Annotated in this window: 11 protein-coding genes; 2 read left to right on the top strand and 9 right to left on the bottom strand. The window is 60.6% G+C overall.

The genetic code is table 11. The features are described 5' to 3' along the window. Window positions 1-7: 7 nt before the first annotated feature. From JOE34_RS08480 to bioB, 9 genes are all read right to left on the bottom strand, one after another. Window positions 8-1,786 carry an acyl-CoA dehydrogenase C-terminal domain-containing protein gene (locus tag JOE34_RS08480; protein ID WP_004415706.1) on the bottom strand — a complete coding sequence of 593 codons (1,779 nt, stop codon included), beginning with the start codon at window positions 1,784-1,786 and terminating at the stop codon, window positions 8-10. Between the two features lie 169 nt (window positions 1,787-1,955). After that, window positions 1,956-3,254, bottom strand: coding sequence for a GGDEF domain-containing protein (locus JOE34_RS08475; protein WP_003422647.1), 1,299 nt, complete (start codon window positions 3,252-3,254; stop codon window positions 1,956-1,958). 584 nt (window positions 3,255-3,838) lie between these two features. Continuing rightward, on the bottom strand, window positions 3,839-5,644 hold the full coding sequence (locus JOE34_RS08470) for a phenylacyl-CoA dehydrogenase (RefSeq protein WP_046266863.1): 1,806 nt from the start codon (window positions 5,642-5,644) through the stop codon (window positions 3,839-3,841). A 333-nt stretch (window positions 5,645-5,977) separates the two neighbouring features. After that, window positions 5,978-6,274 carry a hypothetical protein gene (locus JOE34_RS08465; protein WP_003316196.1) on the bottom strand — a complete coding sequence of 99 codons (297 nt, stop codon included), beginning with the start codon at window positions 6,272-6,274 and terminating at the stop codon, window positions 5,978-5,980. Between the two features lie 152 nt (window positions 6,275-6,426). Beyond that, a complete protein-coding gene (gene bioD / locus JOE34_RS08460) occupies window positions 6,427-7,107 on the bottom strand; it encodes a dethiobiotin synthase (RefSeq protein WP_046266864.1) in 681 nt (226 codons plus the stop codon). Window positions 7,108-7,132: 25 nt separating this feature from the next. Continuing rightward, on the bottom strand, window positions 7,133-7,942 hold the full coding sequence (gene bioC, locus JOE34_RS08455) for a malonyl-ACP O-methyltransferase BioC (RefSeq protein ID WP_010413121.1): 810 nt from the start codon (window positions 7,940-7,942) through the stop codon (window positions 7,133-7,135). Next, entirely contained in the window at window positions 7,935-8,666 is a 732-nt protein-coding gene (locus tag JOE34_RS08450) for an alpha/beta fold hydrolase (RefSeq protein WP_003422640.1), read from the bottom strand. The genes bioC and JOE34_RS08450 overlap by 8 nt, the downstream gene beginning before the upstream one ends. After that, entirely contained in the window at window positions 8,659-9,849 is a 1,191-nt protein-coding gene (gene bioF / locus JOE34_RS08445; protein WP_046266865.1) for an 8-amino-7-oxononanoate synthase, read from the bottom strand. The genes JOE34_RS08450 and bioF overlap by 8 nt, the downstream gene beginning before the upstream one ends. A gap of 64 nt (window positions 9,850-9,913) precedes the next feature. After that, window positions 9,914-10,972: a biotin synthase BioB gene (gene bioB / locus JOE34_RS08440; protein ID WP_003316190.1), complete on the bottom strand. Its 1,059-nt coding sequence runs from the start codon at window positions 10,970-10,972 to the stop codon at window positions 9,914-9,916. 90 nt (window positions 10,973-11,062) lie between these two features. On the opposite strand from bioB, the gene JOE34_RS08435 reads away from it, so the two are divergent. After that, the gene (locus JOE34_RS08435; protein ID WP_032659689.1) at window positions 11,063-11,797 is read left to right on the top strand and encodes a ComF family protein; all 735 of its coding nucleotides are present in this window, start codon (window positions 11,063-11,065) and stop codon (window positions 11,795-11,797) included. A gap of 140 nt (window positions 11,798-11,937) precedes the next feature. Next, window positions 11,938-12,702, top strand: coding sequence for a TOBE domain-containing protein (locus JOE34_RS08430; RefSeq protein WP_024664086.1), 765 nt, complete (start codon window positions 11,938-11,940; stop codon window positions 12,700-12,702). The last annotated feature ends 4 nt before the right edge of the window (window positions 12,703-12,706 follow it).

Below are 12,706 nucleotides of genomic sequence, written 5' to 3'. Positions count from 1 at the left end.
TTCCGGGTCAGAATTGTGACGCCTTCAACAGGTACAACGACTCGCTGCCCGCGCGCACCGAGGCATCCAGCGAGTGAATACGCGGCAGCAGACGTGCGAAGTAGAAGCGTGCGGTCCCCAGTTTGCTTGCGTAGAACTCCTCCTGCTGCTCTTTACCCAGTGCTGCCTTGGCCATCATGGCCCACATGTAGGCATACGCCGTGTAACCGAACAGATGCAGGTACTCCACAGAGGCTGCGCCAATTTCATTGGGGTTGTTGCGCGACCGATCCAGCACCCAGCCGGTCAGTTCATCGAGCATGTTCAAGGCTTTGCTCAGCGGCTGAGTGAACTCGCTGAGCGCGTTGCTTGAGCCGTTGATGAACTGGCGGACTTCATCGGAGAACAACTGATAGAGCGCGCCATTCGAACCGACGATCTTGCGCCCGACCAGGTCCAGCGCCTGAATGCCGTTGGTGCCTTCGTAGATCTGCGTGATACGCACGTCACGCACCAGTTGTTCCTGGCCCCACTCGCGGATGTAGCCATGGCCGCCGAATACCTGCTGGCCATGGATGGTGGTTTCCAGACCGATATCACTCAGGAACGCCTTGGAGACCGGTGTCAGCAGCGCCGCCAGATCATCGGCACGCTTGCGCGCGGTATCGTCTTCGCTGAACTTGGCAATATCCAGTTGCAGAGCGACGTAGCTGGAAAACGCCCGGCCGCCTTCGTTGAAGGCTTTCATGGTCAACAGCATGCGACGCACGTCAGGGTGGACGATGATCGGGTCAGCGGCTTTGTCCTTGTTCTGCGCACCGGTCGGGGCACGACTCTGCAGACGGTCCTGCGCATACTCAACGGCGGCCTGATAAGAACGCACGCCAGACGCAAGCCCTTGGATACCCACGCCGAGGCGCTCGTAGTTCATCATCGTGAACATCGCCGCCAGGCCCTTGTTCGGCTCACCGATCAGGTAACCGGTGGCGGCATCGAAGTTCATCACGCACGTTGCAGACGCCTGGATGCCCATCTTGTGCTCGATCGAGCCACAACTGACGGCGTTGCGCTCGCCGACGCTGCCGTCGTCACCGACCATGAACTTGGGCACCAGAAACAACGAGATGCCTTTCGGGCCGGGCGGTGCATCCGGCAACTTGGCCAGCACCAGATGGATGATGTTTTCGGTCAGGTCGTGTTCGCCACCGGTGATGAAAATCTTGCTGCCGGTGATCTGGTAAGCGCCGTCCGCCTGGGGTTCGGCGCGAGTGCGAATGATGCCCAGATCCGTACCGGCGTGAGCCTCGGTAAGGCACATCGACCCGGCCCAGACGCCTGAATACATATTGGGCAGAAATTTGGTCTTGAGCGCTTCGGTCGCGTGGGTGTCTATCGACACGCAGGCGCCGGAGGTGAGCATCGCGTACAGACCGAACGCCAGGCTGGCAGAGTTGAGCATCTCTTCGACCTGAGCCGACACCACCTTGGGCATGCCCATGCCGCCAAATTCGGGGTTACCGCCCACACCGACCCAGCCGCCTTCTGCGTAGATCTTATAGGCCTCGGGAAAACCTGCAGGAGTGGTGACGACGGTGTCCTTCCAGTGGCAGCCCTCCTCGTCACCGTTGCGGCTCAGCGGCGCAATGGTCTTGCTGGTCACTTTACCGGCTTCTTCGAGAATGGCTTCGACCGTTTCAGCGTCGACGGTTTCGGCCAGCTCGGGCAGTTGAGCCCAGAGCTTGGACACCTCGAAGACTTCATTGAGGACGAAGCGCATATCGCGCAGTGGCGCTTTATAGTCAGCCATGGCAAACCTCGTGAACACGGATCGAAATGCTTTGGGAAGCCGATCGATACATCCAGCGACGCAGATCAGCAGTCGAGTTCCACGAGTCTAACCGAACAACATTTCAGAGACATAGGGTCGTGTCATGACTGAATAGTCATAACAGGTCACGGGAAGTGCCAGGGTTTGATCAGGTTGCGGCTTCAGTTGTGCGCACAGCGCCGCGTCGGTTCAACTGCCCATAAGCCACCACACAATTGCGCCCGGCACCCTTGGCCGCATACAGCGCCTGGTCGGCGCTCTTGAGCACTTCTTCAGGCGTGCGATGCTCCGGCTGGCGTTCGGCAACGCCGATACTCACCGTCACCGACACGCTGCCTGCCTGCGCGCCACTGCGACGCTGCCGGCCTTGCTGATCGTCCTGGGGACGATCGTTCTTGTTGCGCAGCTGAATCTCGTAGCTGGCGATGGTCTCGCGGATAGCTTCCAGGTGCGGCATGCACTCATCGATACTCTTGGCAGCGAAAACGATGGCGAACTCCTCACCACCGTAGCGATAGGCCTTGCCGCCACCATTGGTGATTTTCGACAGCTTGCTGGCCACCAGACGCAGCACCTGATCGCCCACATCGTGGCCGTGGGTATCGTTGAATTTCTTGAAGTGATCCACGTCACTCATCGCCAGCACATAGTTGCGACCCAGACGCTGCATGCGCTCATTGAGCGCCCGACGCCCAGGTAACCCGGTTAGCTCGTCACGGAAGGCCATCTGATAGGCCTCGTGAGCGACCGCAGCGGCAATCATCAGCATCACCTGACTGCAGAGGATGTTCAGCGTGAACGGCAGGATAAAGGTTTTCGGCAATGCCCAGAACAAACCCAGCAGGCCGACAATCTGGGCCGCATGCAGCGGTCGCGGTTTTTCCAGGTATTGCCAGATCAGCACCGCGAAGGACACCAGAAACATCGCATAAGACAACTGAATCAGGCTCATCCATGCGCCATGCAGGGCAGGCCAGCGGATGTCCGCCAGCCAGACTTGCAGCTCGACCGGATAACTTTGCTCCAGTCCCACCGCCACACCTCCCAGCGCTACAAGCACCGCGAGCCGCGCGACCATGTCCTGGAACAGATGGGTTCGTTCCTCCCATGCCGCATACAGCCCGAACAGCACCGGCAGCAGCAGGCAGACCAAGTGAAAGATCACCGCCGCATCTTCGCGGACCTTGCCATGGTCACGGTAGTAATCGGTCTGAGTGTCCAGCAGGTAGTAGGCGATATACACCGTGAGCATCAGAAACAGCTCGCGCTGACGTCGATAAACAAAGCAGTACGCCCCGCCCAACAGCAGAACCAGGGTCGGAAGCACATTGAACAACGAAGTGAAGAAGACGTTCAGGTCCTTTACGTACGCAGCCGCGAGCCCCGCCACCAGCAAACCCAGTGAAGGCAGAAAATGACTCAAGCGTGCAGCTGATGGACGCAACAAAAGGGGTTATCTCCTACCCGGCATCTGGATGACTGGCTGGGCTGATGGCATTGTGCCCCTCCCCAGCAAACAATGCATCGGCAGGATCAACAAACAACTTAATTTCTGTAACGGCAGGAAGTGGGAAATGTTTATTGCGGGCGTCTAGCGCCCATGCGTTGGCATGCATTGGGCAACGCTCCGCGTCGTGCTGCAGCGCAACGTCATGCTTTGCCTGTCATCACTGCACATAAAAGCGCTTTTTTATCGCGATGTTACTGACGACGCAGATCGCGACGTAAGTGACAGGGGCTTTGGTCACTTTGGCCCCATCAAAGTGACTCGCCGAGGGGCGAAAAGGTGACCTGAGTCGAACCCAAATCCACCTGACAAAGAAAACCCCTGTGTGACGCAGAGCGTCACGAACTGCATTCCCACGCGTGCGTGAGGAACGAGAGGTGTCCTGGAGAACATCGTGACTATGCACGGGGCCTGAGCGCCTTCTCAGGTCTCGCCGGGAATTCGAATACAGCCATGCGCTAAAACGCACCCATAAAAAAACCGCCTGATCAGCGATCAGGCGGTTTTCATGACGCCAGCGAAGCTTAGTAAGCCAGGCCGAAGTCTTCTTCTTTCATGTCCATCAGGTTGGCAGCACCCGACAGAATGGTCGCCACGTGAGTACGAGTACGCGGCAGGATGCGCTGGAAGTAAAAACGCGCGGTCTGGATCTTGGCGCGATAGAACGCCTCGTCCGACGCACCGGCCGCCAGTTTCTCGGCCGCAACACGCGCCATGTCGGCCCAGAAATACGCCAGGCAGGCATAGCCGGAGAACATGATGTAATCCACCGATGCAGCACCCACTTCTTCGCGATCCTTCATCGCCGCCATGCCCACTTTCAGGGTCAGGTCGCCCCACTCCTTGTTCAGCGCAGCCAGTGGCGTCACAAACTCCTGCACAACTTCGTTGCCTTCGTTGCTCTGGCAGAACTTGTGAACGATCTTGGTGAAGCCCTTGAGCGCTTCGCCCTGGGTCATCAGCACCTTGCGGCCCAGCAGGTCGAGCGCCTGAATACCGGTGGTGCCTTCGTACAGCATCGAAATCCGGCTGTCGCGAACGTTCTGCTCCATGCCCCACTCGGCAATGAAGCCGTGGCCGCCGTAAACCTGCACGCCGTGGTTGGCAGCTTCGAAGCCCACCTCCGTCATGAACGCCTTGGCGATCGGAGTCATGAACGCCAGCAATGCGTCAGCGGCTTTCTTTTGCTCCGGGTCTTCGCTGTACTTGACGATGTCGACCTGTTTGGCCGTGAAGTACACCATGGCACGCGTGCCTTCGGCGAACGCCTTCATGGTCAGCAGCATGCGACGCACATCAGGGTGAACGATGATCGGGTCAGCGGCTTTTTCCGGTGCCTTGGGACCGGTCAGCGAACGCATTTGCAGACGGTCACGGGCATATTGCAGACCACCCTGAAAGGCGACTTCAGCGTGCGCCAGACCTTGCAGTGCCGTGCCCAGACGCGCGGTGTTCATGAACGTGAACATGCAGTTCAGGCCCTTGTTGGCCGGGCCGATCAGGTAGCCGGTAGCGCCGTCGAAGTTCATCACGCAGGTGGCGTTGCCGTGGATGCCCATCTTGTGCTCGATGGAGCCACAATTCACCGCGTTACGCTCACCGATGCCGCCATCGGCAGCCGAGAGGAACTTGGGCACGATGAACAGCGAAATGCCTTTGGTGCCAGCCGGTGCGTCCGGCAGGCGGGCCAGCACGATGTGGACGATGTTATCGGCCATGTCGTGTTCGCCAGCAGAAATGAAGATCTTGGTGCCGGTAACCTTATAGGTCCCGTCAGCCTGAGGCTCTGCGCGGGTACGCAGCATGCCCAGGTCGGTGCCGCAATGCGACTCGGTCAGGCACATGGTGCCGGTCCATTCGCCGGATACCAGCTTGGTCAGGTACGCGTCCTGCTGCTCGGGCGTGCCGTGCTCGGAGATCGTGTTCATCGCACCGTGCGACAGGCCCGGGTACATGCCCCACGACCAGTTGGCTTCACCGACCATCTCGCTGACCGCCAGGCCCAGCGACTCGGGCAGACCCTGACCGCCGTGCGCGACGTCATGTGCCAGACTCGGCCAGCCGCCTTCGACAAACTGTTTGTAAGCCTGTTTGAAGCCGGTCGGCGTCTTCACGCCCGACTCGCTCCAGGTGCAACCCTCGGTATCGCCCACGCGGTTCAGTGGAGCCAGAACCTGCTCACAGAACTTGGCACCCTCTTCCAGAATGGCGTCGACCATGTCCGGAGTGGCGTCATGACAGGCTGGCAGACTCTGATAGTGCGCTTCATAGCCGAGCAGTTCATCACGAACAAAACGAATATCACGCAAGGGGGCCTTGTAGTCAGGCATAGCGATAACCTCTGCTGATGAATCCTGGAACGAATGACCGGGCGGTCGCTGGAGAGATACCCTCAAGCGCCAGACAATCTCGTATGCCTCGCGGTCAAACAGGTGTTTGAAACATACGTTTACGCCCAAACCTTGTCAATAGCGAAGCACGCACCATTCGTCCACGGCCCATGCATAAGCCACGCAGGCGTACGTCGTGCGGGGGCGAGAGAAGCGTAAGCAAAAGTCTAGTGGAGGGCGAAACCGGGTGCAGGTGAGATACAGGACAATGATGCGGAGAAATTCAGGAAGCAACGCCGTGCGCGGATGGCACGGCGGGAATTGACGCGAAAATCAGGCGTAGGTGTCGATCAGCGTGCCGAGCATTTCATTGCTGGCTTTCTGCGCAGCCAGCCCGGCTGCAAACTGGTCCTTGCCAGCCTCGAGTTCGACGATGTTGGACGGCAAGTCGGAACGCTGGCTGCGATCAACAGAGCGCAGGTTCTCGAGCTGAAAGTCAGAAGACTGGCTTCTGCCCGACACTTCGATATTGGAGCTGGCAATCTGGGTGGCCGCCTGATCCACACGACTTTGCCCGACCTGCATTGCGCTAAGGCCTGGGTAGAGGGTGTTGTTCATGGTGATTTGCATAAGCCGATCCTCAGTTCAAAAAACGAACACGCCCATTGAAGCAGCATTTGCCCGGAAATACTCGACAAACAGACTAATGGCACTAGGCCTCACGATAGACTGACTCTTGAAAATCCGAAACTGTCTTACCGGTCAGCGACATAGCGGCGCTGTCAGCTCAGTACCTTTAAATCCAGATACTGCGCCACATTTTCGGCACTTGCCTCGTTCAAGCGCGGCACCTGCCCAAGACAAGGTGCAGGCAGACGCTCCACCAGCGTGGCGAGGTTTTCTTCAAGCCGCGAGGTGTCGGCATCCAAGATGTTGGCCACCCAGCCTGCCAGCCGTAAACCGTCACGGGCAATGGCTTCAGCAGTCAGCACCGCATGATTGATACAGCCCAGGCGCACGCCCACCACCAGAATCACCGGCAGATCCAGAGCAATGGCCAGATCGGACAGCGTGCTCTGTCCGGACAGCGGCACGCGCCAACCGCCCGCCCCTTCGATCAGGGTGAAGTCGGCCTGTCTGGCGAGCATATGCCGCATGGGTTGCAGCACCGAGTCGACCGTCAACGCGACGCCAGCTTCGCGTGCTGCCAGGTGCGGAGCGATGGCCGGCTCGAAGGCCAGCGGATTGACTTCAGCGTAATCCAGCCCGACAGAACACTCGGCCAGCAACGCCAGGGCATCCGGGTTGCGCAGCCCGTGTGGCGTGACAAAACAACCGGACGCAACGGGCTTGCCGGCCGCCGTGCTCAGGCCGGACGCTCGGGCAGCATGCAGCAAACCGGCAGCCACCGTAGTCTTGCCAGCGTCGGTATCGGTTCCGGTGATGAAGTAGGCGGCAGTCATCTCAGCAATCTTTCCTGTCAGTCCATCAGCTTTTTTCAAGCACCGCGTACAGCACTTGATAGGTGGCGGGCAGCCCGGCGTCCTGGCGGAAGCCTTCATAGGCCTTAACCATGCCCATGATCCGCTCGCGCCCGGTCAGGCCATTGGGCCGTCCGGGGTTGAGATTGTGCGCACCGAGCGCCTTCAACTCGTGCGTCAGGCTGCGCACATCCGGGTAATGCAGAACCTGCGGGCGAACATCGAGGCTGCGTACTTGCAGGCCGCTCGCCGCGCACAGCTGGCGATAGTCATCCTCATGACGAAAACGGTTCACATGCACCCGGCCGTCCACGGCCTGCCAACTGTCGCGCAGCTCGTACAACGTGCCGACACACAGGCTGGCAAAGGCGAATACGCCGCCTGGCTGCAAAACGCGCTGAGCTTCACTGAGCACTGCGGCGAAATCGGCGCACCACTGCACCGCCAAGCTGGAAAAAATCAGCCCGCAGCTCTGGCCACGCAGCGGCAGGTGCTCGGCGTCACCCGCAATGAAGTGCTGTGCGCCACCCAAGGGTCGGGCATGACGCAACATGCCTTCGGCGATATCCAGTGCAATACCTTCGCTGCCAGTGAACGTCTGCGCCAGCGCCCGGCTGAAATAGCCCGTGCCGCTGCCCAGATCTAGCCAGCGGGACGGCTTGCATTGCGCAGGCAAACGCATGAGCAGCTCATTACCGACGTTGCGCTGCAGTTCGGCAACGCTGTCATAACTGCCTGCCGCGCGGGAAAAGGAAGCAGCGACCTGACGTTTGTCAGGCAAAACAGAAGGTGGTTTGGGGATTGAAAGATCAGTCATCGTCCAGCTCGTGCAGAAAGGCGTGGATCGCGGCCGCTACCCCATGAGGGTTTTCCAGCAGGAATGCATGACTGGCCTGCTCGATCAAACCCACTTCGACATCCGGCAACAAGGCCAGCAGATCACCTGCGGCCTCGGCGGGCACGAAGGCATCCAGCCCGGCGAACAGGTGCAGTTGCGGGCCACGATAGGTTTGCAGCGCGCTGCGGGTGTCGAGTTGCCGGAGTATTTTCAGGCCGTCGATCAACGCCGTTTTCGACAGGTGCGGTGCGCCGGCCTTGAGCAGCCGCGCCAGACCGCGCGGGTCCTCTGCGCCTTGCGTGCATAACAGGCTGAAGCGCTTGAGGGTCAGGTCCGGATCATCGGCACAGCCAGCCAGAAACGCCTCGAAATCCTGCGCGGGCATCGCATTCGGCCACGCCCCTTGGGTGACGAAGCAGGCGTTGCTGGCCAGCGTCAGCAACCCGCAGCAACGGTCGCCGCGACGCGCTGCCAGTTCAGCCGCGAGCATGCCACCCAATGACCAGCCGCCCAGCCAGGCGTCGTCTGGCAGGTTGGTGTCCAGCTCGTCGAGCCAGTCTGGCAAATCGCAGCTGTCGATATCCGGCAATGGCTCGACTTCAACCCGCAGGTGCTCATCCAGCCCGCGCAACGCAGCGGCAAGCGGCTCCAGCGGCGAAACACCAAGGCCCCAGCCTGGCAACAGAATCAGACGATCACGCATGAACAGGCTCCGAGGAGTGGCTGGCATCCAGCAGCGGGTAGCACTGCTCCAGAGTGTTCAATAATAGCTGCACGTCGGCTTCGCTGTGCGCGGCAGACAAGGTCACACGAAGTCGCGCGCTGCCAGCAGGCACGGTGGGCGGGCGAATGGCGGTGACCAGCAGGCCGCGCTCGCGAAGCAATTGCGAGAGGCGCAAGGCGCGACCGGCATCACCGATCATGATCGGCTGGATCGGGGTAAAGCTGTCCATCAGTTGCAGCCCGATCTGCTCGGCACCGCGCCGAAACTGCTGGATCAGCCGGGTCAGATGCTCGCGACGCCAATGCTCGGTACGCAGCAGCTGCAGGCTTTTCAAGGTGGCGCAGGCCAGCGCGGGTGGCTGGCTGGTGGTGTAAATGTAAGGCCGGGCGAACTGGATCAGGGTTTCGATCAGTTCTTCACTGCCGGCCACGAACGCCCCGGAAGTGCCGAACGACTTGCCCAGGGTGCCGACCAGCACGGGCACGTCATCCATGCTCAGGCCAAAATGCTCGATGATACCGGCGCCGTTGGCACCCAAAGGGCCGAAGCCGTGGGCATCATCCACCATCAGCCAGGCCCCTTTGGCCCTCGTCGCCCGGGCCAGCGCGGGCAGATCGGCGATGTCGCCGTCCATGCTGAACACCCCGTCGGTCACCACCAGGGTATCGCCCACGGATTTTTCCAGGCGGGCTTCCAGGCTGCTCACATCGTTGTGCAGATAGCGCGAAAACCGTGCGCCGCTGAGCAGACCGGCATCCAGCAGCGAGGCGTGGTTGAGACGGTCTTCCAGCACCGTATCGCCCTGCCCGGCCAACGCCGTCACCGCGCCGAGGTTGGCCATGTAGCCATTGGAGAACAACAGTGCGCGCGGACGGCCGGTCAGCTCGGCCAGCGCTTCTTCCAGTTCGTGGTGTGGCGCGCTGTGGCCGATCACCAGATGCGAAGCCCCGCCGCCCACGCCCCAGCGCTCGGCACCCGCCTGCCAGGCAGCGATCACCTCGGGATGATTGGCCAGCCCCATGTAATCGTTGTTGCAGAACGCCAGCAAAGGCTGGCCGTCGACGATGACCTGCGGCCCTTGCGGACTTTGCAGCAGCGGACGCTGACGATAGAGGTGGGCGGCGCGACGGGCATCGAGGCGCGTGCGGAGATCGAAAGACATGCAGGCCCCGGTCCGGAAAATGACAATTCAAAACGGGCCGGAACAGTCCGGCCCGTGCAACGAATCAGGCAGAGGCGGCGTCGTAGAACATCGAGCTGCTTTGCTGTTCGACCAGCGCCTGTTCGATAGCGGCCTGGTGCACTTCGTCGGCATGCCCTTCGCCCGCTTCGGGCTTGATGCCCAGACGCGAGAACAGCAGCATGTCCTTGTCGGCTTGCGGGTTGGCGGTGGTCAGCAGCTTGTCGCCGTAGAAAATCGAGTTGGCCCCGGCGAAAAACGCCAGTGCCTGCATTTGCTCGTTCATCGCTTCGCGACCGGCGGACAGGCGCACGTGGGATTTCGGCATGAGAATCCGTGCCACGGCGAGCATGCGAATGAAATCGAACGGGTCGACATCTTCGGCGTTTTCCAGCGGCGTGCCGGCGACCTTGACCAACATGTTGATCGGCACCGACTCCGGGTGCTCTGGCAGGTTGGCCAGCTGGATCAGCAGGCCGGCGCGGTCATCGAGAGATTCGCCCATGCCCAGAATGCCACCGGAGCAGATCTTCATCCCCGCATCGCGCACGTACGCCAGGGTTTGCAGGCGTTCGGCGTAGGTACGGGTGGTGATGATGCTGCCGTAGAACTCCGGCGAGGTGTCGAGGTTATGGTTGTAGTAATCCAGCCCGGCAGTGGCCAGCGCTTCGGTCTGTTCCTGATCGAGGCGGCCCAGGGTCATGCAGGTTTCCATGCCCATGGCTTTCACGCCTTTGACCATCTCCAGCACGTAAGGCATGTCCTTGGCGGAGGGGTGCTTCCAGGCCGCGCCCATGCAGAAGCGGGTCGAACCAATGGCCTTGGCACGCGCGGCCTCTTCAAGCACCTTCTGCACTTCCAGCAGTTTTTCTTTCTCAAGACCGGTGTTGTAGTGGCCGGACTGCGGACAGTACTTGCAGTCTTCCGGGCAGGCGCCGGTCTTGATCGACAGCAGCGTGGAGACTTGCACGCGGTTGGCGTCGAAATGAGCGCGGTGCACCGTTTGCGCCTGAAACAGCAGGTCATTGAATGGCTGTACGAACAGCGCCCTGACCTCGGCTAAAGTCCAGTCGTGACGCAAAGTGGCGGTGGTGCTGGCGCTCATCGGGCGGCTCCTTGGTGTTTCTGGGCAATGCGCGAGGGCGGGAAAGACCCCATGCGCTACACGGATGTCGGGCATATTTAAGGAAGAGCCATGCGCTGTCAACCCAACTACCCGCACGAGGTTTACATCTGGTTAAAAAACAAACAATCCTGTTTGTTATGTGATGAACGCAGTGAGGTGTCCACACCCATCTGCGTGCCGTGCGAAGCAGAGCTGCCGTGGCTGGGCAACGCCTGTGTGTGCTGTGCGCTGCCGTTACCCCGTTCAGGCATGAGCTGCGCGCAATGCTGCAAGCAACCGCCTGGCTTTACTCAGGTCATCGCGCCCTGGTTGTACGATTTCCCGGTCGACGGTTTGATAACCCGCTTCAAACATAACGGTAAATGGCCCATGGGACGCCTGCTGGCGGAACTGTGCGCGCACTATCTGCAGCACCGTTTCGAGGAAGACCTGCCACGCCCCGACTGCCTCATTCCGGTGCCGTTGGCCATCAAACGCTTACGCCAGCGCGGCTACAACCAGGCGGCAATGCTGGCCGGCTGGCTGGGTAAACAGCTGCAACTCCCCATCGACGAAGAGCACGTATTGCGCAGCCGGGAAACAACCGCACAACAGGGCCTGGACGCCAAAGCCCGCAAACGCAACCTGCGCGGCGCTTTCACTCTGATTGATCCCGATTGGGTACAAGGCAGGCATCTGGCGCTGGTCGATGACGTGCTCACCACGGGCTCGACAGCCGACGTCATTGCACGTCTATTGAGCAACGCCGGTGCGCGGCGGGTCGACGTGTATTGCCTGGCACGAACGCCAAAGCCGGGTGACTAATGGCCCCTATGCGTCTGCTTTAATATCGGCTCCCACGCTCCAGCGTGGTAATGCCTTTCGGGACGCTCCGCGTCCGGTTTTCGACGTCATGCACGTGAGCGATCATACTGCCCTCTCCCACTCGACCGCTCTGGATGACCATGTCCCTACCCACCTTGCTGACGCAACACATGGTCCGCCGCCCGCAACGCATTGCGCTGCTGCAGCATATTGCCGAACAGGGCTCGATCACCCGTGCTGCGAAAAGCGCAGGGCTGAGTTACAAGGCGGCCTGGGACGCGATCGACGAGCTGAACAATCTGGCGCAAAAACCGCTGGTAGAGCGCAGTGTCGGCGGGCGCGGCGGTGGCGGCGCGAAGTTGTCGGTCGAGGGCCAGCGAGTGCTGCGTCTCTATCAGCGCGTCCAGGCATTGCAGGCCCAGGTGCTGGAAGCCGCCGAAGACAGCAGCGATCTGGACTTGCTCAATCGCCTGACCCTGCGCACCAGCGCACGTAACCAGTTGCTGGGGCGGATCGTCAGCATCACCCGTCAGGGGCACAACGATCAGGTTCGCCTGCAATTGGCTGACGAGGTGTTTATCGAAGCGCAGGTCACCCATGACAGCACCCTGCGTCTGGAGCTGGAGAACGGCACGGAGGTGGTTGCACTGATCAAGGCCGGCTGGCTGGAACTGCACGCAGACAACGACGAAGAAACAACTGGAAACAATTGCCTGATCGGCCGAATCGACAGCGTGACCGACGCTGAAGATGGCCCAAGCGAAGTACGCATCACACTGCCCGGAGGCCAGACACTGTGCGCCTTGGCGACACCTGAGCACCTGCATGCACAGCAGCTGAAAACCGGCGCAACGGTGCAGGCAAGATTCGCAGCTTCACTGGTGTTGCTGGGCATACCGCTGTAAGCGC

The sequence above is a fragment of the Pseudomonas sp. PvP028 genome (assembly GCF_017832255.1).
Lineage (GTDB): Bacteria > Pseudomonadota > Gammaproteobacteria > Pseudomonadales > Pseudomonadaceae > Aquipseudomonas > Aquipseudomonas syringae.
The sequence above is the reverse complement of the archived record's forward strand: the minus strand, read 5'-3'. Positions and strand labels throughout refer to the sequence as shown.